Source organism: Shinella zoogloeoides (assembly GCF_022682305.1).
GTDB classification, from domain to species: domain Bacteria; phylum Pseudomonadota; class Alphaproteobacteria; order Rhizobiales; family Rhizobiaceae; genus Shinella; species Shinella zoogloeoides_B.
In genome coordinates, this window is sequence record NZ_CP093528.1 from 3,758,299 (window position 1) to 3,783,405 (window position 25,107).

Consider the following 25,107-nt stretch of genomic DNA (forward strand, 5'->3'; position numbering starts at 1 on the left):
CGTGAACGGTGTCGGGTACCCGTTTATTCGCTCCGATCGCTCGAAGCTTTCGCGGGGGTCCGGGCAGCCGCTGCGGGCTTCAGCTTGCCTGTCCATGAATATGCGCACGAATTGTGTCTCGCACAAGACCCGCGACCCCTGCGGGTGCCGCGGACCCCGCTATTTCAAAGCTCGCGCAGCACGGGCGCGGCCTTCTGTCTCAGAATGCGCCAGGTGCCGGCAAGGCCGATGCCGACGGTCAGCACCAGCGCGGTCGCCACGGTCATGACGGCAACGTCCGGCAGGAAGCTCGACGGCAGCTTCATGATGCGGCTCACCACGAACCACGCCGCCACCCCGCCGGCAAAGAGCGCGAAGATCGCCGTCGCCAGTCCCAGCAGGAAATATTCGTAGCTGAAGGCGCGGATCAGCGTGGCGCGCGTCGCGCCAAGCGTCTTCAGCACAACCGCATCATGCACGCGGGCGCGGTTGCCGGCGGCAAGCGCCCCGGCAAGCACGAGGATCGAGGCGATCAACGCCACCGCCGCCGCCGCGCGAATAGCGGTCGCAAGCTGCCCGACCAGTTCGTTGACGACATCGAGCGCGTCCTTCACCCGCACGCTGGTGACGGTGGGATAGGCGTTGGTAATGGCCTTCAGCGTCGCCGCCTCCTGCGCGGCCGTCGCCGCGGGATCGATGACCGTGGCGAGCCAGGCATGCGGCGCGCCGGCAAAGGTATTCGGCGAAAAGACCATGACGAAGTTGATCGACAGCGATTCCCACTCGACATTGCGGAAATTGGCGATGCGCGCGGTGATGTTGCGCCCGAGCACGTTGACCGTCACCGTATCCCCGAGCTTGAGGCCAAGTTCGCCGCCCTCCTCCGCCGAGAAGGAGACGAGCGGCTCGCCGGAATAGTCCTCCGGCCACCATTCGCCCTGAGACAGCGTGGAATTTTCCGGCATGCGCTTGGCATAGGTGATGCCGCGGTCGCCGCGCAGCACCCATTGCCCTTCCGGCGGCACCGTCACCTTGGCCACGTCGACGCCGTTCAGTTCCATCACCCGGCCGCGCAGCATCGGCACCTCGATGATCTTGCCCTCCGGCATGTTCGCCTTGAGAACATCGCGGAACCCGTCGACCTCCGCGCCCTGGATATCGACGAAGAAGAAGTTTGGCGCACGATCCGGCAGGTTGCCGGTCAGTTCACGGCGCAGGTTGCCGTCGATCAGCGTCAGCGTGACGAGAAGAGCAAGGCCCAGGCCGAGCGACAGCACGACCGAGGAAGTCAGCGCCCCCGGCCGGTGGATGTTACCGATTGCGAGCCGCAGCGCCGGCGAATTGACGCGCGGGCTGCGCTTCGCCAGCGCCGTGATCACTATTGCGACAACGCGCAGCACGACGAAGGCGAAGGCGATCGCGCCGAGGAAGACGGAAGCGATGTAGCGGTCATAGGCCGTGAAGATCGCCAGCCCCGCCAGCGCCGCGAGGAAGACGGCCGCGCCCAGTACATAGGGCCAGCTCGGCAGGCGGCCCGCCTCGAAACCTTGCTCGCGGAAGAGCGCCGTCGCCGGCACCTCGCGGGCATGGCCGAGCGGCAGAACCGCGAAGGCCAGCGCGGTCAGCAGGCCGAAGACCGCCGCCAGCAGCAGCGCCGAGGGATAAAGCGCCGCTTCGGCCGGCACCGGCAGCACGCCGCCGAGGAACTGCATCGCCACCATGGGCATCAGCGCGCCGATGACGAGGCCGATAGCGATGCCGACCGATGCGATCAGCGCGATCTGGGCGAGATAGACCAGCGCCACCAGCGAGGCCGGCGCACCGAGGCACTTGAAGGTCGCGATGACGGAGCGCTTGGAATCGAGATAGGCCCGCACCGCATTGGCGACCCCAACGCCGCCGACGATCAGCGCCGTCAGGCCGACGAGCGTGAGGAACTGCGAGAAGCGGGTGATGTTCGCCGTCAGCGCCGGGGCCGCGCTATCGGCAGTACGGATCGACCAGCCGGCCGTCGGAAACGCCTTGTTCGCTTCCGCACGGAGCGCGACGGGCGAAAACTCGGTATTGGCGAGGCGGATGCGATAGGAATTCTCGACGAGGCTGCCCGTCTGCACGAGGCCGCTCGCCCGCAGCGCCTCCTGCGACAACATAAGGCGCGGCGCGAAGCCGAAGCCTTCCGACACGGCATCCGGCTCGCGTGTGAGCGTGCCCGTAATCCTGATCTTCGCCGTGCCGAGCAGCACCTCGTCACCCACGGCAACGCCGAGGCGATCCAGCAGAAGCGGCGCGACGACGGCCCCGAAGGCATCGCCTTCCTTTGCGAAAAGCTCGGAAGCCGGCTTTTGCGGCTCCGTTTCCAGCGCGCCATAGAGCGGATAGGCGCCATCGACGCCCTTGGCCTCCACAAGCGTCTGGTCGGAACCGTCCGGCAGGCGCACCATCGAGCGCAGACCCGACGATTGCGAGACATCGCCAAGCCCCTCGAAATATTTCATCTCCCCGGGCGTTGCGAAACGGTTGCGCAATTCGAAACGCACGTCGCCGGCAAGCAGGGTCTGGCCCTGCGAGGCAATGGCCTGGGTAATGGCGCTCGAAACCGAATTGACGCCGGCAATTGCCGCCGTGCCGAGCGCGATGCAGGCGAGGAAGATATAGAACCCCTTGAGGCCGCCGCGCATCTCGCGCAGCGCAAGGCGCAGGGCCAGCGGAACCTGCCGGAAAACCGCGCCGGCCCTCATGCCGGCACCGCTTCGGCCTGAACCCGCACGGGCACGGCGCCCGAAACGATCTCGCCGGAACGCATGGCGACCTGCCGGCCGCAGCGCGCGGCAAGCGCCGGATCGTGCGTCACCAGAACCAGCGTCATGCCGCGCTCGGCCTGCTTGGCGAAGAGCAGGTCGGCGATCTGCCGTCCCGTCTCTGTATCGAGATTGCCGGTCGGCTCGTCGGCGATCAGCAGTTTGGGAGACGGCGCGAGCGCCCGGGCAATCGCCACGCGCTGCTGCTCGCCGCCCGAAAGCTGGCCGGGATAGTGCGACAGCCGCTCGCCCAGCCCGACCGCCGTCAGTTCGCGCCGCGCGATCTCGAAAGCGTCGCGCACATTGGCAAGCTCCAGCGGCACCGCGACGTTTTCCAGCGCCGTCATGTTGGGAATGAGGTGGAAGGACTGGAAGACGATGCCGATATTGCGGCCACGGAAATCCGCCACCCGGTCCTCGTTCATGCCGTGCAGGCCCGCGCCGTCGATATGGATCTCGCCGCTGTCCAACCGCTCCAGACCCGCCAGCACCATCAGCAGCGTCGACTTGCCGGATCCGGACGGCCCGACGATGCCCACCGATTCACCCGCATCGATGACAAGGTCGATCCCCTTCAGCACATGGACGGACGCGGCCGCCCGGCCCAGGGTGAGATCGGCTTTTTTCAGGTCGATGATGGTTTTGGCCAAGGAATTCTGCCCTATATGTATGGGAAAGACTGGAATGCCAGCAATCTAGGAATAGCTCTATGTCGTTTAAAGCGGCGCTCGGATTTTTCGCCTCCCTCGCAATCACAGCTTTGTTATCCGCCGGCCTCGCCCGGGCCGAACCGGTCAAGCTCGTCGGCTTCGGCGACAGCCTCATGGCCGGCTACCAGCTTCCCGCCGCCGATGCCTTCCCCGTGAAGCTGGAAGCGGTGCTGCGCGCCAAAGGCTACGACGTGGAAATCGCCAATGCCGGCGTTTCCGGCGATACGACCTCCGGCGGCCTTTCCCGCCTCGACTGGTCCATTCCCGATGGCACGCAGGGCGTCATCCTCGAACTCGGCGCCAACGACGCGCTGCGCGGCATTGCCCCCGAACAGACGGAAAAGAACCTCGACGCCATGCTGACCCGCCTCAAGGAGCGCGGCATCCCGGTTCTGCTCGCCGGCATGCTCGCCCCGCCGAACATGGGCGCGGACTATGCCGAACGCTTCAACGGCATCTACAAGCGCCTTTCGGAAAAGCACGGCGTACCGCTCTATCCCTTCTTCCTAGAAGGCGTCGTCACCAAGGCGGACCTTCAGATCGAGGACGGCATGCACCCCAATCCCGCGGGCGTGGACGTCATGGTTCAGTCGATCCTGCCGACGGCGGAAGCCTTCCTCAAGTCCATCTCGGCAGGGGAGTAGTTCTCGCGGGTGCGAAATTAGGGTTGCGCAAAAATCCGTTGCGTGATTCGCTGACGGTATAGTCCAGTAGGGAGAAGTCGCCATGCCGAGACTTTTCGTTGCCCTCGAAGTGCCGCGCAATGCCGCCATGAGCCTCTCCCTTTTGAGAGGCGGCCTTCCCGGAGCCCGCTGGATAGACGTCGAGAACTTCCACATCACTTTGCGCTTCATCGGCGATATCGACGGTCGCACCGCCGACGAGGTGGTCGACAGGCTCGACCGTATCGAGCGCCCGGAATTCCAGCTCGCCCTCTCGGGCATGGGCTCCTTCGGCTCGAAGAAGCCCCATTCCATCTATGCCGGCGTCACGCAGGCGCCGGAAATGTACGCCCTCCAGGCCGAAATCGAGCGCATCTGCCAGCGCCTCGGCCTTCCCGCCGACCCGCGCAAGTTCACCCCCCACGTCACCCTCGCCCGCCTGCGCAACGCCCGCACCGAGGACGTCGCCCATTACCTCACCGGCCGCGGCAATTTCTACACCGCACCCTTCACGGTGAACCGCTTCGTGCTGATGTCCTCGAAGGAATCGGTCGGCGGCGGGCCGTATCTGACGGAAGAGGTGTTTCCGCTCTATGAGGCCGGCGGCGGCTGGGATGGGGCGGATCTGCACGATCATCCGGTCTGAACTGAGGGCGATCACCTTTCAAGGCGACGGCTCTCCATAAAAGCCACCCAACGTTGTCACGAAAACGCCCATGCGCGTGCCACTCCCGGCCAAGACGATCTTATGACCGGGCGCCATTCGCTTTCTAAGATCTTCCGGAATATAACAGAGCGTATCGTAGAACCACGGCAACTCCTTGAGAGAAATCGGATAAATGCATTTTCCGCTGGGTAGATCGTCGGCCTTGCTGATCGTAAATACGTGAGCAATCTGATAGCCGGACACGAAAGTTATTATCATCGGAATAGACACAAGGACGATAAATCTTCCCAAAGCATACCCAACAAAGGGAAGTATTATCAGATACGGGGTATTGTCACGACCTCTCTTCGGCCTTTTGTATACGAAACGGGCACCTGCAGCGAGAAAAAGGCCTGCAAGTACCAAACCCGTAACGAGACTCAGCAGATAGGAATCGGTCACCCATTGGGCAGAGGGAAAATATTCATAGCCCAGAAATTTCAACAGAAAGGGCAGAAAGCTGATCAGCAGCAACACACCCACTGCTGAGAAGGCTGCAAGAAGCAAAAAGCGCTTTTTCAGTTTCCGCCCTCCCGGACACTAAAATTCAACCGGCATCAATCGTGAGTCGTCGCATGAATAATAGATTGCAGAATCAGGATAATGCAATGCTGGGTAAGGAAGTCTCCCCGATTGCAATACGCGTGCAATCTCCTTCAAGCAGGCACCAGAACAAACCCTGAATCACCCCGAGTCATCGATTCGTCTCCGTTTCGTTCGCACCCTGTTCACGCCTTTGCCAAAACACCCGGAAAACCGCCGCATTTCACCTCCCCTCTTGCCATCGGCCGTCCCGATGGGCATCTGTGAGCCGAAACTGAAACCTGCCGGGGCGTGACTTGTCGCAAGCACCCATGATCTTGAGCGGCCGCGGGGTCACCGCGGTGCTCGGCCCGACCAATACGGGCAAGACCCACTACGCAATCGAGCGCATGGTGGCGCATGAGACGGGCGTCATCGGCCTGCCTCTGCGGCTTCTGGCGCGTGAGGTCTATGCGCGCCTTGTCGAAAAGGTCGGCCAGCACAATGTCGCGCTCGTCACCGGCGAGGAGAAGATCACGCCGCATATGGCGCGCTTCTCGGTCTGCACGGTGGAGGCCATGCCGCGCGAGACGCGCGCCGCCTTCGTCGCCATCGACGAGGTGCAGCTTGCCGGCGACCTCGAACGCGGCCACATCTTCACCGACCGGGTGCTGCACCTGAGAGGGCGCGACGAAACGCTGCTGCTCGGCGCGGCCACGATGAAGCCAATCCTCGAACAGCTGCTTCCCGGCATCCATGTCATCGAGCGCCCGCGCCTGTCGCAGCTCTTCTATGCCGGTTCGAAGAAGATCACCCGCCTGCCGCAGCGCACCGCCATCGTCGCCTTCTCGGCCGATGAGGTCTACGCTATCGCCGAACTGATCCGCCGCCAGCGCGGCGGGGCTGCCGTCGTGCTCGGCGCGCTCTCGCCCCGCACCCGCAACGCGCAGGTCGCACTCTATCAGGAAGGCGACGTCGAATATCTCGTCGCCACCGACGCCATCGGCATGGGCCTCAACCTCGATGTCGACCATGTCGCCTTCGCGCAGGACCGCAAATTCGACGGCTACCAGTTCCGCAACCTGAACCCGGCGGAACTCGCCCAGATCGCCGGCCGCGCCGGCCGGCACCTGCGCGACGGCACCTTCGGCGTGACGGGCCGCGTCGATCCCTTCGACGACGAACTGGTCAAGCGCATCGAGACGCACCAGTTCGACCCGGTCAAGGTGCTGCAATGGCGCACGACCCACTTCGATTATTCCTCGCTGCAAGCGCTCCGCCAGTCGCTCGATGCCCCGCCGCCGATACCCGGCCTCACCCGGGCGCTGCCGGCGGTCGACCAGCAGGCGCTGGAACACCTTTCGCGCTACCCGGATATCCGCGAGCTTGCGACGACGCCCGAGCGGGTGCAAAAGCTCTGGGAGGCCTGCGCGCTTCCCGATTACCGCCGCATCGCGCCCGCCCAGCACGCCGATCTCATCTCGACGCTCTATGCGGATCTCGTAAAGCGTGGCACGGTTAACGAAGACTTCATGGCGGACCAGGTCCGCCGGGCCGATCGGACCGATGGCGAAATCGACACGCTTTCGGCACGAATCGCGCAGATAAGGACCTGGACCTATGTGTCGAATCGGCCCGGTTGGCTTGCCGATCCGACACACTGGCAGGAAAAGACGCGGGAAATCGAAGACCGATTGTCCGATGCGCTACATGAACGGTTGACGAAACGCTTTGTTGATCGCAGGACATCTGTGCTCATGAAGCGCCTGAGAGAGAATGCGATGCTGGAAGCTGAAATCAGTGTGAATGGCGATGTCTTCGTAGAAGGACATCATGTCGGGCAGTTGGCCGGTTTCCGGTTTACGCTGGCCTCCGGAACGGAAGGACCCGATGCGAAGGCCGCGCAGGCGGCTGCGCAGAAGGCGCTTGCGCTGGAGTTCGAGGCCCGCGCCGCGCGCCTGCATGCGGCCGGCAATGCCGACCTCGCGCTCGGCTCCGACGGCACCGTGCGCTGGCTCGGCGATCCCGTCGCGCGCCTCGCCGCCTCCGACCATATCATGCGCCCGCGCGTCATCCTGCTCTCCGACGAGCAACTGACCGGCAATGCGCGCGACCATGTCGCCGCCCGCGTCGAGCGTTTCGTGAACCATCACATCGCGACCGTGCTGAAGCCGCTCGACGATCTTTCCCGCGCGGAAGACCTGCAGGGCCTTGCCAAGGGCCTCGCCTTCCAGCTCGTGGAAAATCTCGGCGTGCTCTTCCGCCGTGACGTCGCGGACGATGTGAAGTCGCTCGATCAGGACGCCCGCGCCTCCATGCGTAAGCACGGCATCCGCTTCGGCGCCTACCACATCTTCATGCCGGCTTTGCTGAAGCCTGCCCCGGCCGAACTCATCACGCTCCTCTGGGCGCTGAAGAACGATGGCCTCGACAAGCCTGGCTACGGCGACCTCATCCCGATTCTGGCTGCCGGCCGCACCTCGGTCGTCACCGATCCGACCTATGAGCGCGCCTTCTACAAGCTCGCCGGCTTCCGCTTCCTCGGCAAGCGCGCCGTGCGCATCGATATCCTCGAGCGCCTCGCGGACCTCATCCGCCCGCTCCTTCAGTGGAAGCCCGGCACGCCCCGCCCGGACGGCGCCTATGACGGCCGCCGCTTCACCGCGACGACCGCCATGCTCTCCATCCTCGGCGCGACGCCGGACGATATGGAAGAGATCCTGAAGGGTCTCGGCTACCGCGCCGACAGCGTGAAGGCTGAAGAGGCTGCCGCCTTCCTCGCCGCGCAGGCTCCGGCCACGGCTGCTGCCGAAACGCCAGCGGAAGCGAATGCGGAAACCTCCGACGAACACGACGCCGACGCTTCGGACGAAAGCGACGCCCCGGTTGCAGCCGCGGAAACGCCGGCCGCCGAGACCGTCGAAGCCCCGGCTCCGACGGAAGCCGCCGCCGAAGGCGAGCCGGCCGAAATCAAGCCGGTCCTCCTCTGGCGTCCCGGCTCGCGCCACGACAACCAGCGCCAGGGCGGCAACCGCCATGGCGGGGAACGTCAGGGCGAGCGTCAGGACCGTGGCGAGCGCCGCGGCGGTGATCGCAATCGCGGCCAGCAGGCCGGCGAGCGCGGTGAACGGCGCGAAGGCGGCCGTGGCGGCCGCCCGGACCAGAAGGGCCGCGACGGAAAGCCGCAGGGTGGCAATCGCCCGGATCGCGGCGAGCGCAACGAACGCGGCGGCAAACCGCAGCAGGCAAAATTCGAGGCCCGGCCGCCCCGCAAGGAAAAGCCGATCGACCCGGATTCACCCTTCGCAAAGCTCGCAGCGCTCAAGGAGCAGCTCAAGAAGTAAGCCATGGCGCGCAACGAGGAACAGCCGGCAGGTCAGGCGCGACAGCGCATCGACAAGTGGCTGTTCTTCGCGCGCCTGCGCAAATCGCGCTCGCTGGCCGCGAAATCCGTGGAATCCGGCGATGTCAGCGTCAATGGCGTGAATATCCGCCAGCCCTCTCATGCCGTTCGCCCCGGCGATGTCGTCGTCATCTCGCTCGACAGGCACGACATGGTCGTGAAGGTGCTCCAGCCCGGCGAGCGCCGCGGCCCCTATGAGGAAGCGCGCCTTCTCTACAGCGACATGACGCCGCCCCCGCCGCCCCGCGAGGAGCGCAATCTCTTCGCCCAGGCGACGCGCGAGCGGGGCGCGGGACGCCCGACAAAGCGGGAACGCCGGGAAACCGACCGGCTGCAGGCTTTTCCCGGCGAGGACGACGATTAGAATTCTATACCTCGCATGCGCGCGGCGGCGCATGTATTACGCTTGCAAAGCGCCCGCAAAGCCTTTACCTCAGCCACCGGACAGCCTGCGCGAGCGCGGCCCTCTCCTATCCGGCAAGCCGCCTGCGTGACAGGTTTTGCGGCGCCGGACGGCCCCGCCTCCGCTGCCTTATGACGATTCTGGAGTGAAGCATGACGTATGTCGTGACCGACAACTGCATCCGCTGCAAGTACACGGACTGTGTGGAAGTATGCCCCGTCGACTGCTTCTACGAGGGCGAGAATTTCCTCGTCATCCACCCCGACGAATGCATCGACTGCGGCGTCTGCGAGCCGGAATGTCCTGCCGAGGCGATCAAGCCGGATACCGAGCCGGGCCTCGACAAGTGGCTGAAGATCAATACGGAATTCGCCTCCATCTGGCCGAACATCACCGTCAAGCGCGACGCGATGCCGGAAGCCAAGGAAATGGACGGCGTGGAAGGCAAGTACGAGCAGTTCTTCTCGCCCAATCCGGGCAAGGGCGACTGAGCCTCACCGCCACGCGGCGATCGATCCTGGGGAAAAAGCCTGCCTCTTGCCGAAAGGCGATAGGGCAGGCTTGATGACCCATGCGAAGCAAATTATTGATTTCGGCACTTTTTTGTGATAGGGTCTGGATACTGATCCAAATCGCGGCATTTTGCGTGCCCGAACACCACCACGAAAGCAAACGATCCCTCAACGTCGCTCACCTCCCATAGGCAACCCCGGTTGCTCAAATGTGAACGCGTCGAAGCGGACCTTTTTGCGCATGGCGGACGGACCAGAGTGGTGACACCCCCAAGGTGCCCCCGTCTTTCCCGGGTCCCCGGACCCACCCCGACCCCCGTCGGGGAGCGTAACAGGGAGTATTTGAACAGAATGACGACCCAGCAGAAGAAATCTTCCACGCGCCAGGGCTTCAAGACCGGCGAGTCGATCGTCTATCCCGCTCACGGCGTCGGCCAGATCGTCGCCATCGAAGAGCAGGAAGTCGCCGGCATGAAGCTCGAGCTTTTTGTCATCGATTTCGAAAAGGACAAGATGCGTCTCAAGGTGCCGGTTGCCAAGGCCGTTTCCATCGGCATGCGCAAACTGTCGGAGACCGATTTCGTCGAACGCGCGCTGAAGGTTGTCCAGGGCAAGGCCCGCGTGAAGCGCACCATGTGGTCGCGCCGCGCGCAGGAATATGACGCCAAGATCAATTCGGGCGACCTGATCTCGATCGCCGAAGTGGTCCGCGACCTCTACCGCGCCGAGAACCAGCCGGAACAGTCCTATTCCGAGCGCCAGCTCTATGAAGCCGCCCTCGACCGCATGGCCCGCGAAATCGCCGCCGTGAACAAGATGTCGGAAACCGAAGCCGTCCGTCTCGTCGAGACGAACCTCGCCAAGGGTCCGAAGCGCGGCAAGACCATCGAGGAAGACGACTCCCAGGACGAAGCCGCCTGATTTAGGGCGCTCCGTCGAAATTTAAAGCCCGGCTGGCGACAGCCGGGTTTTTTATTGGAACTTTTTTGCGGCGCACCCGTTGTGGCGGTTGAGGACGACCGGCTTCGGTTGGCCGCAAGGGTGGTGCCGCCACTTTAATCTGCCCGAAGGCGGATTTCGGGCGATCCTTCGGCCCGTCTGAAACGTCATCGTCAGGGCGTGGGTTTCTCCCGCGCCGGTTCGGTTCACGTGGAGACACCGCCATGGCTACGACGACCGCAGACCGCCGCATGATCAAGCTCGCCATGTCCGCCCCCTATCTGGAGCGCGACGAGGAACAGGCACTGGCCCATGCCTGGAAGGACAATCACGACCAGGAAGCCCGCAACCGCATCGCCATGGCCCATATGCGGCTCGTGGTCTCGATGGCGGGCAAGTTCCGCAACTTCGGCCTTCCGCTCGGCGATCTCGTGCAGGAGGGCTATATCGGCCTTCTGGAGGCCGCCGCCCGCTTCGAGCCGGAACGGCAGGTGCGCTTCTCCACCTATGCAAGCTGGTGGATCCGCGCCTCGATACAGGATTACGTGCTGCGCAACTGGTCCATCGTGCGCGGCGGCACCAGCTCCGCGCAGAAGGCGCTCTTCTTCAACCTGCGCCGCCTGCGCGCCCGGCTTGCCCGCGGCGACAGCCACCTCACCAGCGAGGCCATGCACCAGGAGATCGCCGCGGCGATCGGCGTCAGCACGGCGGATGTGCGCACCATGGACGCCCGCCTCTCCTCCTCCGACATCTCTTTGCAGGCTCCTATTGCCTCGGGCGAGGGCGAGGGTTCCAGCCGCATCGAATTCCTCACCAGCGACGCCCCCCTGCCGGACGAACAGGCCGAAGGCAGCATCGACGGCGAACGCCGCCGCCACTGGCTGCATTCGGCGCTCGGCGAGCTCAATGAGCGCGAGATGAAGATTATTCGCGCCCGCCGCCTTGCGGAAAACGGCGCGACGCTGGAAGAGCTGGGCGTGCTGCTGGGTATTTCGAAGGAGCGCGTGCGCCAGATCGAGAACCGGGCGCTCGAAAAGCTGAGGGCCGTGCTGATCAGCAAGACGACGGATTTCGCCTACGCGTGAGGCTTACGGCGTCTTGTTTTCCTCCGGCTGCTCAAGCGAATGCCGCATGATCAGCGGCATTTGCGATAGCGTGAAGAGGATGGTGATGGGCATGGTGCCCCACACCTTGAAGGCCACCCAGAAATCCGTCGAGAAATTGCGCCAGACCACCTCGTTCATCACGGCGAGCACGATGAAGAACAGGCCCCAGCGCAGCGTCAGCTTGCGCCAGCCCTCGTCCGTCAGCTTGAAGGCGGCGTGGAAGACGTAGCCGAGCAGCGACTTGCCGAAGAACAATCCGCCGAGCAGGATCGCGCCGAACAGCGTGTTGACGATGGTCGGCTTCATCTTGATGAACGTGTCGTTCTGCAGCCAGAGCGTCAGCGCGCCGAAGACGAAGACGACGAGGCCGGAGATCAGCGGCATCATCGGCAGCGTGCGCGTCAGCACCCACGAGACGACAAGCGCGATGGCCGTCGCGGCCATGAAGAGGCCGGTCGCGATGAAGATCGGCCCACCCATCTCGGACAGCACCGGAAAATGCGAGGCCAGCCACTCGCCGCGCGAATTGGCGAAGAAGAAGACGACGAGGGGGCCGAGTTCCAGCACCATCTTGAGGAACGGGCTGACCTTCTCCTCTTCCTTGGCCGGTGCGTCCAGCGTTGCCTTGCTCATGCTCCAACTCCTGCGATCGCTTCCGCGAAATCCTTGGCCTCGAAGGGTTCGAGATCGTCGATCCCTTCGCCGACACCGATGAAATAGACCGGCAGCTTGTGTTTTGCCGCAATCGCCACAAGGATGCCGCCGCGGGCCGTACCGTCCAATTTTGTCATGATCAGGCCCGAGACACCCGCGACGTTGCGGAAAATCTCCACCTGGTTCATCGCGTTCTGGCCGGTCGTGGCGTCGAGCGTCTGGAGCACGGTATGCGGCGCGTCGGGGTCGAGCTTGCCGAGCACGCGCACGATCTTTTCCAGTTCCGCCATCAGCTCCGCCTTGTTCTGCAGACGCCCGGCGGTATCGACGATCAGCACGTCGCTCTTCTTCAGCTTCGCCTGCTCATAGGCCTCGTAGGCAAGCCCCGCCGCATCAGCGCCGAGCTTCGAGGAGACGATGTCCGAGCCGGTGCGCTCCGCCCAGATCTTGAGCTGTTCGATGGCCGCCGCACGGAACGTGTCGCCCGCCGCCAGCATCACCTTGAGGCCCGCACCCGAAAGCTTCGCCGCAAGCTTGCCGATGGTCGTCGTCTTGCCCGTACCGTTGACGCCGACGACGAGGATGACATGCGGCTTGTGATTGAGGTCGAGTTCCAGCGGCTTTGCCACCGGTTCGAGCACCTTGGTGATCTCGGTCGACATGATGCGCGAGACATCCGCGCCGGTCACGTCCTTGCCGTAACGCTCGGAGGCGAGCGTATCGGTGATACGCAGCGCCGTCTCCACGCCGAGGTCAGCCTGTATCAGCAGGTCCTCGAGGTCCTGCAGCGTGTCGTCATCGAGCTTGCGCTTGGTGAAGAGGCTGGTGATCTGGCCGGTGAGCTGCGAGGAGGTGCGGGCAAGGCCCTCGCGCAGGCGCTGGAACCAGGTGCGCTTGGGCTGCGCCACGGGCGCGGCCTCCTCGACGACAGCCTTTTCCGACGACGCGAAACCCTTCGGCAGGACCGGCGTTTCCAGCGGCCTTTCCGCGCGGATGGCCTCTTCGAGGACAGGATCCGCTAGTTCGCCCGGTGCTTCCGCTTCCACCGTTTCCACATGGGCGGCGGCGATCTCCTCGACGAGTTCCTCGACCGATCCGGCCGGTTCATCCGCGACGATCTCCTCTACCGGCACCGGCTCGGCTTCAGGTTCTGCAACGGCCTCGTCGCCCGCCGGCCCGCCGGCAGTCTCCATTTCCGCCGGCACGACCGGATCTTCGGTAACCGGGAGGCTCGGGGCATGCGGCAGCGGATAGATCTCCGGCTCGACATCCTCGGAAATATGGTAGTCGGCCTCGGGATTGGCGGCCTCCGCCTCTTCGAGCAGCGCATCGCGCTCCTCGTCGACCGAGAGGGGCGCCGATGCTGCGGCAGGCTCTTCCGGCGCGGGCTCGATGATGTGCGGCTCGGCAGCCCGCGGTTCGGCGGCCTGCTGCTCGACAACGGGCGCTTCCGCCTCCGGCTTGGGCTCAGTGGCGGTGTCTTTTCCGAACGTGAAAATCTTCTTGATGAAGCCGAGAGCCATGAAAGGTATCCGCTAGTTGCGAAGGGACGCGGCGCCGGCCGCATTGAGGGGCCGCATCGTCAGGTGCCTGCCATTGTGTCCGGTGATCGTCACCGGCACAAGATCGCGCGGTTTCAGCCCCGCGGCATCGACGAGCGTGAAGTTTTCGGTATGGGCAAGGCCGTTGTTCTCCACGAGGATCGTCTCATCCCTGCCGATCATCGAGACGAGATGGGCCTCGTGCAGCCTTTTCCCCGTCTCCCGCAGCCGGGCGGCGCGGTCCTTGACGAGCGCGCGGTCGAGCTGCGGCATGCGGGCGGCCGGCGTGCCGGGGCGCAGGCTATAGGGAAAGACGTGCAGATGGGCGATGCCGCAGTCTTCCGCAAGCCGCGCCGCATTGGCGAACATTTCTTCCGTCTCCGTCGGAAAGCCGGCGATCATATCCGCGCCAAAACTGGCATCCGGCCGGGCCATCCGCACCCGCGCGCAAAAATCCCGCGCATCGGCGCTGGAATGACGGCGCTTCATGCGCTTGAGGATCAGGTCGTCGCCATGCTGCAGGGAAAGGTGCAGATGCGGCATGAAGCGCGGCTCATCGGCAATGAGGTCCCAGAGATGATCGTCCGCCTCGATGCTGTCGATGGAGGAGAGCCTGAGGCGGCGGATTTCCGGCACCTGCTTCAGCAAGGTTTTGGCGAGCAGGCCGAGGCTCGGCTGACCGGGAAGGTCCGCGCCGTAGCTCGTCGCGTCGACGCCCGTCAGCACGATCTCGCAATAGCCGCTCTCGACGAGTTTGCGCGCCTGATCGACCACCGCGCCCATCGGCACAGAGCGGGAATTGCCACGGCCATAGGGGATGATGCAGAAGGTGCAGCGGTGGTCGCAGCCGTTCTGCACCTGCACGAAGGCGCGCACATGGCCATCGATCAGCTTCACCATCTGCGGCGCGGTCTCGCGCACGCTCATGATGTCGTTGACGCGCAGCTTCTCTTCCGCCGAGACGCCGAAATCCGGCAGCGCGCGGTAGGAGGCGCTTTTCAGCTTCTCCTCGTTGCCGAGCACGGCGTCCACCTCAGGCATGGCGGCAAAGGTGGCGCTTTCCGTCTGCGCCGCGCAGCCGGTGACGATGATGCGGGCATGGGGATTGTCGCGCCGGGCGCGGCGGATCGCCTGCCGGGCCTGGCGCACGGCCTCGCCGGTGACGGCGCAGGTGTTCACCAGCACGGCATTGTTCAGCCCCGCCTTCTCGGCCTCCGCGCGCATCACTTCCGATTCGTAGGTGTTGAGCCGACAGCCGAAGGTTATGACCGTAACGCCGCTCAAAGGGCGGCCGCCCCGGTCTCGTCGCGGCGGAAAGCGCCGGTCGAAGGATCGAGCGTGCCCGACCATTCCCATTCGGCGGGCCCCGTCATCACGACATGGTCGTCCTCGCGCCATTCGATGGTCAGCGTGCCGCGATTCGGGCTGCTGGCGACGGTGATCGCAACCTTGCGGCCCGTCCGGCCGGTGCGCGCGCCGGAAACGCCGGCCGCGCAGGCGGCCGAGCCGCAAGCGAGCGTCAGGCCCGCGCCGCGCTCCCAGGTCCGCGTCGTCATGGAGGACGGCGAGGTGACCTGCGCCAGTGTGATATTCGCCTTTTCCGGGAACATCGGATGGTTTTCGAGCAGCGGGCCGAAACGGTCGAGATCGAAGCTCATCGGATCGCGATCGACCCAGAAGACGGCATGCGGATTGCCCATCGACATGGCGGCGGGCGAATGCAGGATCGGCGCATCGATCGGCCCGATCTGCAATTCGATGCGGCTCGTGTCGAAGAACTCTTCGGCAAGCGGAATGCGGCTCCATTCGAAGACCGGCTTGCCCATATCGACGGAGATCGTGCCGTCCGCATGCTCGGTGGCGTTGAGGATGCCGGCGACCGTCTGGAAGGTGAAGGCCTTGCGGCCGGTTTCGGCGGCGAGCGCCTGCACGACGCAGCGCGTGCCGTTGCCGCAGGCCTGCGCCTTGGTGCCGTCGCAGTTGAGAATGACGATGAAGGCATCCGTGCCGTCGACCTTCGGATCGTGGATCGCCATGATCTGGTCGAAGCGGGTCGCAGGATCGGCATTGAGCGCGATGGCGGCCGTCGGTGTCACGGCATCGGCGCGGCCACGCATGTCCACGACCAGGATCATGTTTCCCAGTCCGTTCATACGGGCGAATTGCGCTTCAGCGGCCATGTCGGATGTTCCTGTAAAGACCCGTCACGGAGTCTTTGATTTCTTGCGCGTATATGGCGCAAACGGCCCCGGATTACCAGATGGAGTCTTTCGATCCTTGACTTTCCGGCCTTCTTCCTGTTTAAGCCGCGCATCTGCGACAAGTGAGACTGCTTGAAGCCGCCGACCGGGACCCATTGCGGTATAAACAGATCCCGGAGGTCAACACCCGACAGCGCGATGCGCCCTCGGGTGCTTTTTGGCTTTGCGTCTTGTTTTCGACGCCGATTGCACCGACGTTTCCGCGTGACGCGGAAACAAGAAGGAAGACGTGATGTTTGAAACACTCCAGGACCGCCTTGGCTCCATTCTGAATGGACTGACAGGCCGTGGCGCGCTTTCCGAGGCCGATGTCTCGGCGGCGCTGCGCGAGGTCCGCCGTGCGCTGCTGGAAGCGGACGTGGCGCTGGAAGTGGTGCGGTCCTTCACGGATGCAGTGCGCGAAAAGGCCGTCGGCGCGGAAATCCTGAAATCCATCAAGCCCGGCCAGATGGTGGTCAAGCTCGTCCATGACGAGCTGGTTTCCATGCTCGGCTCCGAGGGCGTCTCCATCGACCTCAACGCCGCCGCCCCCGTCGTCATCATGATGGTGGGCCTCCAGGGTTCGGGCAAGACCACCACGTCGGGCAAGATCGCCAACCGGCTGAAGACGCGCGAGAAGAAGAAGGTCCTGATGGCCTCGCTCGACACGCGCCGCCCGGCCGCGCAGGAGCAGCTTCGCCAGCTCGGCGTGCAGACCGGCATCGACACGCTGCCGATCATCGCCGGCCAGTCGCCGACCGATATCGCCGCGCGCGCCGTGCAGGCCGCAAAGCTCGGCGGCCATGACGTCGTCATCCTCGACACCGCCGGCCGCACCCATATCGACGAGCCGCTGATGATCGAGATGGCGGAGATCAAGCGGAAGTCCAATCCGCACGAGATCCTGCTCGTCGCCGACGCGCTGACCGGTCAGGACGCCGTCAACCTCGCCCGCAATTTCGACGACCGCGTCGGCATCACCGGCCTCGTGCTGACCCGCATGGACGGCGACGGCCGTGGCGGTGCGGCCCTCTCCATGCGCGCCGTCACCGGCAAGCCGATCAAGCTGATCGGCGTCGGCGAGAAGATGGGCGAGCTGGAGGAGTTCCATCCCCGCCGCGTCGCCGACCGCATCCTCGGCATGGGCGACATCGTCTCGCTCGTCGAGAAGGCGGCGGAGAACATCGACGCCGAGAAGGCGGCCGCCATGGCCGCCAAGATGGCCAAGGGCAAGTTCGACCTCAACGACCTTGCCGACCAGCTTCGCCAGATGCAGAAGATGGGCGGCATGGGCGGCATCATGGGCATGATGCCCGGCATGGCCGGCATGAAGGACAAGATGTCCGCCGCCGGCCTCGACGACAAGCTCTTCGGCCGCCAGATCGCCATCATCAACTCGATGACCAAGGCCGAGCGCGCCAACCCGGACATGCTCAAGCATTCCCGCAAGAAGCGCATCGCCGCCGGCTCCGGCACCGATGCGGCCGACATCAACAAGCTTCTCAAGATGCACCGCCAGATGGCGGACATGATGAAGATGATGGGCGGCAAGAAGGGCGGCATGATGAAGCAGATGATGGGCGGCCTTGCCGGCAAGATGGGCCTCGGTGGCCTCGGCGGCGGCATGCCCGATCTTTCCAGCATGGACCCCAAGCAGCTCGAGGCGCTCGCCAAACAGGCGGAAGCCGCCGGCATCAAGCCGGGCAGCCTGCCGGGCCTCGGCGGCAGCGGCGGTCTTCGCCTGCCCGGTCTCGGCGGCCTTCCGGGCCTGCCCGGCCTGCCGAAGAAGAAGTGAGGAACGCCGCATGACGATCGACCCGAAGGTCAGGCAGCAATTGGGAGAATACCGGCAGTCGATCGACAATATCGACGCTGCCCTTGTGCATATGCTCGCCGAGCGCTTCCGCTGCACCCAGGCGGTGGGCGTGCTGAAGGCGACGCATGAACTGCCGCCGGCCGATCCGGCGCGCGAGGAATACCAGATCGAGCGCCTTCGCCGCCTGGCGAAGGATGCCAATCTGGACCCGGATTTCGCGGAGAAGTTCCTGAACTTCATCATCCGCGAGGTGATCCGGCATCATGAAGCCATTGCCGCCGAACATGGCGGCGCAAACCACACCGCTTGAAAAGCGGCCCATCTACCCAAGGAGAAATGACATGTCCCTGAAGATTCGTCTCGCCCGCGGCGGTTCCAAGAAGCGCCCGTACTACCAGATCGTCGTTGCCGACGCCCGCTCCCCGCGTGACGGCCGCTTCCTCGAGAAGCTCGGCGCCTGGAACCCGATGCTCGGCAAGGACGACGCAAACCGCGTCCAGATCGACACCGACCGCGCCAAGGAATGGCTCGCCAAGGGCGCACAGCCCACCGACCGCGTTGCCCGCTTCCTCGACGAAGCCGGCGTTCTGAAGCGCGAAGCCCGCAACAACCCGGACAAGGCAAAGCCGGGCAAGAAGGCTCTCGAGCGCGCCGCCGAGAAGAAGCAGAAGGAAGAAGACGCCGCTGCTGCCGCCGCTGGCGAATAATCTGCCTCGACTTTTATGGAGACGGGCGGCGTGCTTCATGCCGCCCGTTTTCATTTTGTCTGACGCAATTCCGGACGCAAAACCGCTGCACACTTTTGCTGGAATTGCTCTAGGAGCCTCCGCGCGAACGTCGTAAGAGGCTTTGCAAGACCACACGGAACCGAACCATGGCGAAACTGGAAAATCCCGTCCTCATGGGCACCGTCGGCGCGGCACAGGGCCTGCGCGGCGAGGTCCGTGTGAAATCCTACACAATCGACCCGACCTCCATCGGCGACTACGGCCATCTGCACACCGAGGACGGCCGGTCCTTCGAGGTGCTGGAGGTGCGCGAGGCGAAGAACGTCGTCGTCGTGCGCTTTCGCGGCGTCAACGACCGCAACGCCGCCGAGGCGCTGAACGGCATCGAACTCTATATCGAGCGCGACAACCTGCCGGACGAGGAACTGGACGAGGACGAGTTCTTCTATGCCGACCTCGAAGGCCTGGAAGCCGTCGACACGACCGGCCGCAGCCACGGCACCGTCACCGGCATCTTCGATTTCGGCGCGGGCGACCTGCTCGAACTCAAGGGGCCGGGCAAGCGCCCCGTGCTCATTCCCTTCTCCGAAGCCGCGGTGCTGGAAATCGACCTCGAAGGCGGCCGCCTCCTGATCGACGCCACCGCCGCCGGTCTCGTCGACGACGAGAAGGACGGCCCCGGCAGCCGTCGTCGCCGCCCGCCGCAGGGCGAGGGAGAATAACGTGGCTTTCCGCGCCACCATCCTGACGCTCTACCCGGAGATGTTTCCAGGCTTTCTCGCCCAGTCCCTCTCCGGCAAGGCGCTGGCGCGCGGCGACTGGTCGCTCGACTGCCTGCAGATCCGCGATTTCACCACCGACCGCCACCGCACCGTCGACGACACGCCGGCCGGCGGCGGCGCGGGCATGGTGCTGAAGCCGGATGTGCTGGCCAAGGCCATCGACCATGCCTCCGAGGGTGACAACCGCCCGCGCCTCCTGATGAGCCCGCGCGGAAAACCGCTGACGCAGAAGCGCGTGCGCGAACTTGCGGCCGGCGAGGGCGCGATCATCGTCTGCGGCCGTTTCGAGGGCGTCGACCAGCGTGTGATCGACGGGCGGCAGCTCGAAGAAGTCTCCATCGGCGACTACATCCTCTCCGGCGGCGAGCCGGCGGCGATGATCCTGCTGGATGCCATCGTGCGCATCCTGCCCGGCGTCATGGGCAATGCGCTTTCCGGTGAGCATGAGAGTTTTGAAGGCGGATTGCTGGAGCATCCGCACTATACGCGCCCGCAGGTCTTCGAAGGCCAAGAAATCCCCGGCGTGCTGACCTCCGGCAACCACGCCGCCATCGACCGATGGCGGCGCGAGGAGGCGGAGAAGCTGACGCGCGAGCGCCGGCCCGATCTTCTGACCGATCAGCCCTTCAGGAAATAATAGACCGTCAGCGCAAGGCCGACCGCCACCACCAGCACGCGGATCACCGGCTGCGGCACGCGCCGCGCCGCCCATACGCCGGACCAGCCACCAAGCGCCGCCGCCGGCACCATGACGGCGGCCTGCGGCCAGCCGATCACCCCGCCGCTGGCGAAGACGATAACCGCCATGGCGGCAATGACGACGGCGACGAAATTCTTCAGCGCGTTCAGCCGGTGATAGTCACCGCCCTTGGTGAGGCCCAGCACGGCGAGCGTCATGATGCCCATGCCCGCGCCGAAGAAGCCGCCATAGATGGAGGTGACGAACTGGCCGGCAAGGCCGAGCGGCGAGATCGGTTTTTCCGGGCTGAGCGTCTTCGGCTTGAGGTAAGGCCCGGCCGCGAAAATCGCGGTCGCCGCCAGCAGCAGCCAGGGCACCAGCGCGCGGAACGAGGGATTGGAGAGCGAGAGCAGCAGCAGCGCCCCGGCAAGGCCACCGACCAGCGACAGCGCGCCGAGCAGCAGCGCTTCCTTCCAGTCGGCGCGGATTTCCTTGGCATAGGCGAGCGTCGAGGTGACATAGCCCGGGAACTGCGTGATCGAGGAGGTGGCGTTGGCGACGATGGGCGGCAGGCCGATCAGCGACATCGCCCCGAAGGTAAGGAACGTACCCCCGCCGGCAATGGCATTCACCACGCCGGACAGGAAGCCGGCGACGAACAGAAAGATGGCATCGAAAACGGTCATGGCACTCCCCCGGGCGGCGACAGGGGCCGCGCCCGCTCCTTCAAGGCGTGATAGCGTGGCACCGGAAGGCCGGCAAGACCCGGAAATCCGCCACGCGCGGGTGGATTCTTTTGCCGCCGGGGGATGACAAGCCGGCCCGATTGGTGTATTGGCCCGCTCGGATTTGGGATTACCCAGCCGACCTGCAAGCAAAGAATGGCGAATCCGCTCCGTCCGGCAACGGACTAACCCGAGAGGCATGACCTCGAAGGCCACCGTCGAGCGCTCTGGCTGTTTCAGAAGAACCGAAGGTTAGACCGATGAACATCATCCAGCAGCTCGAAGCCGAACAGGCCGCGAAGATCGAAGCCAAGCGCCAGCTCCCGGAATTCTCCCCGGGCGACACCGTCCGCGTCAACGTGCGCGTTACGGAAGGCACGCGTACCCGCGTTCAGGCCTATGAAGGCGTTTGCATCGCCCGCTCCGGCGGCGGCATCAACGAGAGCTTCACCGTTCGCAAGATTTCCTACGGCGAAGGCGTCGAGCGCGTCTTCCCCGTCTACTCGCCGCTCGTCGAAAGCGTCGACGTCGTCCGCCGCGGTAAGGTCCGCCGCGCCAAGCTCTACTACCTGCGCGATCGTCGCGGCAAGTCGGCTCGTATCGTCGAGAACACCGGCACGCGCGCCCGCAAGCTGAACGACGCCGAGCGTCAGGCCATTGCCGAGGAAAAGGCACGTCTCGAAGCCGAGAAGGTCGCAGCAGCTCAGGCGCTCGCCGCTGAAAAGGCAGCAGCAGAAGCTGCCGAAGCCGCAAAGGCCGCAGAAGCCGCCGCCGAATAATCCGGCAGCGCATACTCTATCGAAAGCCGCCGGCCCCTTGCCGGCGGCTTTTTTGTTTTACGGAAAACCCTTTGCGCGCAAGCCCCATGCTTGTTGCCGGCCCTGACCTGTGACAGTGTTCCGCCGCCACAATTCAGGAGCATATCCCATGTTTTCCCGCCGCGCCGTTCTTGCAGGCCTTGCCGCCGCCGCTCTCATGCCCGCCGTCGCCTTCGCCTCCGACCTTCCCGATCTCGGCGGCAAGACCGTCGTCGTCGTCACGGAGAACGCCTATCCGCCGCTGCAGTTCGTCGACCCGAAGACCGGCAAGCAGATCGGCTGGGAATACGACGCGATGGACGAGATCGCCAAGCGCCTGAACTTCAAGGTCGAGTACCAGAACGCGAGCTGGGACGCGATGATCCAGGCCGTCTCCGACAACCAGTACAATATCGGCATGACCGGCATCACCATCAAGGAAGACCGCAAGGAGAAGGTCGACTTCTCCGATCCCTACATGCGCTCGCAGCAGTTCATGCTGGTGCGCGGCGATGAAACCCGCTTCACCGACGCCAAGAGCTTCGGCGAATTCAAGGACGGCCTGATTGCCGCGCAGCCCGGCACCTCGCCCTTCTATACCGCCGTCTACGAAATCCTCGACGGCAACGAACAGAATCCGCGCATCAAGCTGTTCGAGACCTTCGGCGCGACGGTGCAGGCGCTTCAGGCCGGCGACGTCGATCTCGTCCTGACCGACAGCGTCGCGGCCAAGGGCTATACCGATGCCTCCGGCGGCAAGCTGAAGGTGGTCGGCGGGCCGCTCGGCACCGAGGACTTCGGCTTCATCTTCCCCAAGGGCTCCGATCTCGTTGCCCCGGTCAATGCCGCCATCGCCTCGCTGAAGGCGGACGGAACGCTCGACACGCTCAACAAGAAGTGGTTCCTCGACTACAAGATGGGTCAGTAGCGGGCAGCCATGGCTCCCGTTTCGCCCGGCACCGGCAAGGACGACTATCCCTGGTGGCTGGTCGCGCTTGCCGTGATCGCGCTGGCGCTTGCCGGCGTGATCGTCACCAACGATATCTACGCGCAGGTTTTCAGCGTCGTGCTGAAGGGACTGTGGGTGACGATCTTCGTGACCCTCGTCGCCTTCATGCTCGCCACCATGCTCGGCCTCGGCGTGGCGCTGATGGCGCTTTCCGAGAGCAAGGCGCTGCGGCAGATCGCGCGGTTCTACACGGAGGTCATCCGTGGCGTGCCGATCCTCGTGCTTCTTTTCTACATAGCCTTCGTCGGCGCGCCGGCGCTGGTGGCGGCGATCAACGTCGTCATCGCCCCGCTCGTCGCCGCCGGCACGACGGAACCCATGCAGGTGCGCGACCTCTCCTTGATGTGGCGGGCGATCATCGCGCTGATGATCGGCTATTCCGCCTTCATCGGCGAGGTTTTTCGCGCGGGCATCCAGTCCGTCGACAAGGGGCAGGTCGAGGCGGCCAAGGCCCTCGGCCTCTCGCGCGTCCAGCGCTTCCGCCTCGTCGTCTTCCCGCAGGCGATCCGCGTCATCCTGCCGCCGCTCGGCAACGATTTCGTGGCGATGGTGAAGGATTCGTCCCTCGTCTCCGTGCTCGGCGTCGCCGACGTCACCCAGATGGGCAAGGTCTACGCCTCCGGCTCCTTCCGCTTCTTCGAGACCTATTCCATCGTCGCCTATGTCTATCTCATCCTCACCATCGGCCTGTCGCTGGCCCTGCGGGGGCTGGAAAGGCGGCTCAGGCGCAATGTCGCGCATTGATTCTTCGCAATTGCCGAGGCCCGCAAAAATCGCTATATGCGGCTCCATGGAATCCAAGTTCGGATGCACGGAAACGCATGTCGTCGTGCTGCAGGATCACAAGCGCCTGCCGGCACGCTTCTTTGCGCGTGTCTTCGGGGCGCTCATCAGCCGCCTATCCTGATCGCCGCTTCCTACGCGATCCCGCCAGCCGCACGCTGCGGATTTCCAGACCCTTTCAACATGCCAGCGGATGAAGAGCCATGAGCGCACCCCGTACCCTCTACGACAAGATCTTCGACGACCACATCGTCAGCCGCCAGGAAGACGGCACCTGTCTTCTCTACATCGACCGTCACCTCGTCCATGAAGTGACGTCGCCCCAGGCCTTCGAGGGCCTGCGCATGGCCGGCCGCAAGGTCCGCGCGCCGGAAAAGACGCTCGCCGTCGTCGACCACAACGTCCCCACCTCGCCGGATCGCCATCAGGGCATCAAGAACGAGGAAAGCCGCATCCAGGTCGAGGCGCTCGCCAACAACGCCGCGGAATTCGGCGTCGAATACTATTCGGAAAAGGACGTCCGCCAGGGCATCGTCCACATCGTCGGCCCGGAACAGGGTTTTACCCTGCCGGGCATGACCATCGTGTGCGGTGACAGCCACACCTCCACGCACGGTGCCTTCGGCGCGCTGGCGCACGGCATCGGCACGTCGGAAGTGGAACACGTTCTGGCCACCCAGACGCTGATCCAGAAGAAGGCGAAGAACATGCTGGTGCGCGTCGACGGGCAGCTCCCGGAAGGCGTGACCGCGAAGGACATCATCCTTGCCATCATCGGCGAGATCGGCACGGCCGGCGGCACCGGCCACGTCATCGAGTTCGCCGGCGAAGCGATCCGCTCGCTGTCGATGGAAGGCCGCATGACGATCTGCAACATGACGATCGAAGGCGGCGCCCGCGCCGGCCTCATCGCGCCGGACGAGAAGACCTTCGAATACATCAAGGACAAGCCGCGCGCGCCCAAGGGCAAGGCCCTCGATATGGCGATCGACTACTGGAAGACGCTCTACACGGAAGAAGGCGCGCATTTCGACCGCGTGGTCGTGCTCGACGCCGCCAACCTGCCGCCGATCGTCTCCTGGGGTTCCTCGCCGGAAGACGTCGTCTCCGTCGAAGGCACCGTGCCGAACCCGGACGACATCGAAGACGAGACCAAGCGTTCGTCCAAGTGGCGCGCCCTTGACTATATGGGCCTGAAGCCGGGCACGAAGATTACCGACATCGCCATCGACCGCGTCTTCATCGGCTCCTGCACCAACGGCCGCATCGAGGACCTGCGCGCCGTCGCCGCCGTCGTCGAGGGCAGAAAGGTCGCGTCCACCGTCAGCGCCATGATCGTTCCGGGCTCCGGCCTCGTGAAGGAACAGGCCGAGAAGGAAGGCCTCGACACGATCTTCAAGGCCGCCGGCTTCGACTGGCGCGAGCCGGGCTGCTCCATGTGCCTTGCCATGAACGACGACCGCCTGAAGCCGGGCGAGCGCTGCGCCTCCACCTCGAACCGCAACTTCGAGGGCCGCCAGGGCTTCAAGGGCCGCACGCATCTCGTTTCTCCGGCCATGGCCGCAGCCGCCGCCATTGCCGGCCATTTCGTGGATATCCGCGACTGGCAGTAA

At 64.7% G+C, this 25,107-nt stretch carries 24 protein-coding genes; 16 read left to right on the forward strand and 8 right to left on the reverse strand.

From position 1 onward, the window contains the following. Nucleotides 1–164: 164 nt before the first annotated feature. Nucleotides 165–2,717 carry an ABC transporter permease gene (locus tag MOE34_RS18735; RefSeq protein ID WP_160787158.1) on the reverse strand — a complete coding sequence of 851 codons (2,553 nt, stop codon included), beginning with the start codon at nucleotides 2,715–2,717 and terminating at the stop codon, nucleotides 165–167. Continuing rightward, complete coding sequence (locus tag MOE34_RS18740; protein WP_160787159.1) at nucleotides 2,714–3,427, reverse strand: ABC transporter ATP-binding protein; 714 nt, start codon at nucleotides 3,425–3,427, stop codon at nucleotides 2,714–2,716. The genes MOE34_RS18735 and MOE34_RS18740 overlap by 4 nt, the downstream gene beginning before the upstream one ends. A gap of 59 nt (nucleotides 3,428–3,486) precedes the next feature. On the opposite strand from MOE34_RS18740, the gene MOE34_RS18745 reads away from it, so the two are divergent. Beyond that, the gene (locus tag MOE34_RS18745) at nucleotides 3,487–4,131 is read left to right on the forward strand and encodes an arylesterase (RefSeq protein WP_160787160.1); all 645 of its coding nucleotides are present in this window, start codon (nucleotides 3,487–3,489) and stop codon (nucleotides 4,129–4,131) included. 82 nt (nucleotides 4,132–4,213) lie between these two features. Next, the gene (gene thpR, locus MOE34_RS18750) at nucleotides 4,214–4,795 is read left to right on the forward strand and encodes an RNA 2',3'-cyclic phosphodiesterase (protein ID WP_160787161.1); all 582 of its coding nucleotides are present in this window, start codon (nucleotides 4,214–4,216) and stop codon (nucleotides 4,793–4,795) included. Between the two features lie 18 nt (nucleotides 4,796–4,813). Here thpR and MOE34_RS18755 read toward each other — a convergent pair whose 3' ends face one another. Continuing rightward, complete coding sequence (locus tag MOE34_RS18755; protein ID WP_160787162.1) at nucleotides 4,814–5,362, reverse strand: hypothetical protein; 549 nt, start codon at nucleotides 5,360–5,362, stop codon at nucleotides 4,814–4,816. A gap of 347 nt (nucleotides 5,363–5,709) precedes the next feature. On the opposite strand from MOE34_RS18755, the gene MOE34_RS18760 reads away from it, so the two are divergent. The 5 genes from MOE34_RS18760 to MOE34_RS18780 all read left to right on the forward strand — a co-directional run bounded on the left by MOE34_RS18760 (nucleotide 5,710) and on the right by MOE34_RS18780 (nucleotide 11,719). Further along, a complete protein-coding gene (locus tag MOE34_RS18760; protein WP_160787163.1) occupies nucleotides 5,710–8,721 on the forward strand; it encodes a helicase-related protein in 3,012 nt (1,003 codons plus the stop codon). A gap of 3 nt (nucleotides 8,722–8,724) precedes the next feature. Beyond that, on the forward strand, nucleotides 8,725–9,144 hold the full coding sequence (locus MOE34_RS18765; RefSeq protein WP_160787164.1) for an RNA-binding S4 domain-containing protein: 420 nt from the start codon (nucleotides 8,725–8,727) through the stop codon (nucleotides 9,142–9,144). A 191-nt stretch (nucleotides 9,145–9,335) separates the two neighbouring features. Next, entirely contained in the window at nucleotides 9,336–9,674 is a 339-nt protein-coding gene (gene fdxA / locus MOE34_RS18770; RefSeq protein ID WP_160787165.1) for a ferredoxin FdxA, read from the forward strand. Between the two features lie 372 nt (nucleotides 9,675–10,046). Then, nucleotides 10,047–10,616, forward strand: a complete 570-nt coding sequence (locus MOE34_RS18775) for a CarD family transcriptional regulator (protein WP_160787166.1) — start codon at nucleotides 10,047–10,049, stop codon at nucleotides 10,614–10,616. 242 nt (nucleotides 10,617–10,858) lie between these two features. Then, nucleotides 10,859–11,719, forward strand: a complete 861-nt coding sequence (locus MOE34_RS18780; RefSeq protein ID WP_160787167.1) for an RNA polymerase factor sigma-32 — start codon at nucleotides 10,859–10,861, stop codon at nucleotides 11,717–11,719. A 3-nt stretch (nucleotides 11,720–11,722) separates the two neighbouring features. Here the strand turns inward: MOE34_RS18780 and MOE34_RS18785 are convergent, their stop codons facing one another. From MOE34_RS18785 to dapF, 4 genes are read right to left on the reverse strand one after another with little or no spacing between them, the layout of a single operon-like run. Beyond that, complete coding sequence (locus MOE34_RS18785; RefSeq protein ID WP_160787168.1) at nucleotides 11,723–12,373, reverse strand: septation protein A; 651 nt, start codon at nucleotides 12,371–12,373, stop codon at nucleotides 11,723–11,725. Beyond that, the gene (gene ftsY, locus MOE34_RS18790; protein WP_160787169.1) at nucleotides 12,370–13,917 is read right to left on the reverse strand and encodes a signal recognition particle-docking protein FtsY; all 1,548 of its coding nucleotides are present in this window, start codon (nucleotides 13,915–13,917) and stop codon (nucleotides 12,370–12,372) included. Before ftsY ends, MOE34_RS18785 begins: the two co-directional genes overlap by 4 nt. A gap of 12 nt (nucleotides 13,918–13,929) precedes the next feature. After that, nucleotides 13,930–15,219 carry a tRNA (N(6)-L-threonylcarbamoyladenosine(37)-C(2))-methylthiotransferase MtaB gene (gene mtaB, locus MOE34_RS18795; RefSeq protein WP_160787170.1) on the reverse strand — a complete coding sequence of 430 codons (1,290 nt, stop codon included), beginning with the start codon at nucleotides 15,217–15,219 and terminating at the stop codon, nucleotides 13,930–13,932. Continuing rightward, nucleotides 15,216–16,115: a diaminopimelate epimerase gene (gene dapF / locus MOE34_RS18800; protein ID WP_160787171.1), complete on the reverse strand. Its 900-nt coding sequence runs from the start codon at nucleotides 16,113–16,115 to the stop codon at nucleotides 15,216–15,218. The genes mtaB and dapF overlap by 4 nt, the downstream gene beginning before the upstream one ends. Nucleotides 16,116–16,428: 313 nt before the next feature. Between dapF and ffh the strand changes: the two genes are divergently transcribed. The 5 genes from ffh (at nucleotide 16,429) to trmD (ending at nucleotide 20,138) form a co-directional block, all read left to right on the forward strand. Beyond that, nucleotides 16,429–17,970: a signal recognition particle protein gene (gene ffh, locus MOE34_RS18805; RefSeq protein WP_160787172.1), complete on the forward strand. Its 1,542-nt coding sequence runs from the start codon at nucleotides 16,429–16,431 to the stop codon at nucleotides 17,968–17,970. A 10-nt stretch (nucleotides 17,971–17,980) separates the two neighbouring features. Next, a complete protein-coding gene (locus MOE34_RS18810; protein ID WP_160787173.1) occupies nucleotides 17,981–18,301 on the forward strand; it encodes a chorismate mutase in 321 nt (106 codons plus the stop codon). Nucleotides 18,302–18,332: 31 nt separating this feature from the next. After that, nucleotides 18,333–18,698, forward strand: coding sequence for a 30S ribosomal protein S16 (rpsP, locus tag MOE34_RS18815; RefSeq protein WP_160787174.1), 366 nt, complete (start codon nucleotides 18,333–18,335; stop codon nucleotides 18,696–18,698). Between the two features lie 167 nt (nucleotides 18,699–18,865). Further along, nucleotides 18,866–19,441 carry a ribosome maturation factor RimM gene (gene rimM, locus MOE34_RS18820; protein WP_160787175.1) on the forward strand — a complete coding sequence of 192 codons (576 nt, stop codon included), beginning with the start codon at nucleotides 18,866–18,868 and terminating at the stop codon, nucleotides 19,439–19,441. A gap of 1 nt (nucleotide 19,442) precedes the next feature. Next, nucleotides 19,443–20,138, forward strand: coding sequence for a tRNA (guanosine(37)-N1)-methyltransferase TrmD (gene trmD / locus MOE34_RS18825; RefSeq protein ID WP_160787176.1), 696 nt, complete (start codon nucleotides 19,443–19,445; stop codon nucleotides 20,136–20,138). Here the strand turns inward: trmD and MOE34_RS18830 are convergent. After that, the gene (locus MOE34_RS18830; RefSeq protein ID WP_160787177.1) at nucleotides 20,120–20,866 is read right to left on the reverse strand and encodes a sulfite exporter TauE/SafE family protein; all 747 of its coding nucleotides are present in this window, start codon (nucleotides 20,864–20,866) and stop codon (nucleotides 20,120–20,122) included. The two genes, trmD and MOE34_RS18830, sit on opposite strands and share 19 nt — an antisense overlap. Before the next feature lie 299 nt (nucleotides 20,867–21,165). Here MOE34_RS18830 and rplS point away from each other — a divergent pair, with 299 nt between their 5' ends. From rplS to leuC, 4 genes are all read left to right on the forward strand, one after another. Then, nucleotides 21,166–21,684 carry a 50S ribosomal protein L19 gene (gene rplS / locus MOE34_RS18835; RefSeq protein WP_160787178.1) on the forward strand — a complete coding sequence of 173 codons (519 nt, stop codon included), beginning with the start codon at nucleotides 21,166–21,168 and terminating at the stop codon, nucleotides 21,682–21,684. Nucleotides 21,685–21,832: 148 nt separating this feature from the next. Continuing rightward, nucleotides 21,833–22,630 carry a transporter substrate-binding domain-containing protein gene (locus MOE34_RS18840; protein WP_160787179.1) on the forward strand — a complete coding sequence of 266 codons (798 nt, stop codon included), beginning with the start codon at nucleotides 21,833–21,835 and terminating at the stop codon, nucleotides 22,628–22,630. A gap of 9 nt (nucleotides 22,631–22,639) precedes the next feature. Then, nucleotides 22,640–23,455 carry an amino acid ABC transporter permease gene (locus tag MOE34_RS18845; RefSeq protein WP_160787180.1) on the forward strand — a complete coding sequence of 272 codons (816 nt, stop codon included), beginning with the start codon at nucleotides 22,640–22,642 and terminating at the stop codon, nucleotides 23,453–23,455. A 242-nt stretch (nucleotides 23,456–23,697) separates the two neighbouring features. Next, on the forward strand, nucleotides 23,698–25,107 hold the full coding sequence (gene leuC, locus MOE34_RS18850) for a 3-isopropylmalate dehydratase large subunit (protein WP_160787181.1): 1,410 nt from the start codon (nucleotides 23,698–23,700) through the stop codon (nucleotides 25,105–25,107).

Bases quoted from the DNA above. Each gene is read 5' to 3' on its own strand.
- MOE34_RS18735 (WP_160787158.1), bottom strand. From the start codon at position 2,717: ATGAGGGCCGGCGCGGTTTTCCGGCAGGTTCCGCTGGCCCTGCGCCTT.
- MOE34_RS18745 (WP_160787160.1), top strand. From the start codon at position 3,487: ATGTCGTTTAAAGCGGCGCTCGGATTTTTCGCCTCCCTCGCAATCACA.
- thpR (WP_160787161.1), top strand. From the start codon at position 4,214: ATGCCGAGACTTTTCGTTGCCCTCGAAGTGCCGCGCAATGCCGCCATG.
- MOE34_RS18760 (WP_160787163.1), top strand. From the start codon at position 5,710: ATGATCTTGAGCGGCCGCGGGGTCACCGCGGTGCTCGGCCCGACCAAT.
- MOE34_RS18765 (WP_160787164.1), top strand. From the start codon at position 8,725: ATGGCGCGCAACGAGGAACAGCCGGCAGGTCAGGCGCGACAGCGCATC.
- fdxA (WP_160787165.1), top strand. From the start codon at position 9,336: ATGACGTATGTCGTGACCGACAACTGCATCCGCTGCAAGTACACGGAC.
- MOE34_RS18775 (WP_160787166.1), top strand. From the start codon at position 10,047: ATGACGACCCAGCAGAAGAAATCTTCCACGCGCCAGGGCTTCAAGACC.
- MOE34_RS18780 (WP_160787167.1), top strand. From the start codon at position 10,859: ATGGCTACGACGACCGCAGACCGCCGCATGATCAAGCTCGCCATGTCC.
- MOE34_RS18785 (WP_160787168.1), bottom strand. From the start codon at position 12,373: ATGAGCAAGGCAACGCTGGACGCACCGGCCAAGGAAGAGGAGAAGGTC.
- ftsY (WP_160787169.1), bottom strand. From the start codon at position 13,917: ATGGCTCTCGGCTTCATCAAGAAGATTTTCACGTTCGGAAAAGACACC.
- dapF (WP_160787171.1), bottom strand. From the start codon at position 16,115: ATGGCCGCTGAAGCGCAATTCGCCCGTATGAACGGACTGGGAAACATG.
- ffh (WP_160787172.1), top strand. From the start codon at position 16,429: ATGTTTGAAACACTCCAGGACCGCCTTGGCTCCATTCTGAATGGACTG.
- MOE34_RS18810 (WP_160787173.1), top strand. From the start codon at position 17,981: ATGACGATCGACCCGAAGGTCAGGCAGCAATTGGGAGAATACCGGCAG.
- rpsP (WP_160787174.1), top strand. From the start codon at position 18,333: ATGTCCCTGAAGATTCGTCTCGCCCGCGGCGGTTCCAAGAAGCGCCCG.
- rimM (WP_160787175.1), top strand. From the start codon at position 18,866: ATGGCGAAACTGGAAAATCCCGTCCTCATGGGCACCGTCGGCGCGGCA.
- MOE34_RS18830 (WP_160787177.1), bottom strand. From the start codon at position 20,866: ATGACCGTTTTCGATGCCATCTTTCTGTTCGTCGCCGGCTTCCTGTCC.
- rplS (WP_160787178.1), top strand. From the start codon at position 21,166: ATGAACATCATCCAGCAGCTCGAAGCCGAACAGGCCGCGAAGATCGAA.
- MOE34_RS18840 (WP_160787179.1), top strand. From the start codon at position 21,833: ATGTTTTCCCGCCGCGCCGTTCTTGCAGGCCTTGCCGCCGCCGCTCTC.
- MOE34_RS18845 (WP_160787180.1), top strand. From the start codon at position 22,640: ATGGCTCCCGTTTCGCCCGGCACCGGCAAGGACGACTATCCCTGGTGG.
- leuC (WP_160787181.1), top strand. From the start codon at position 23,698: ATGAGCGCACCCCGTACCCTCTACGACAAGATCTTCGACGACCACATC.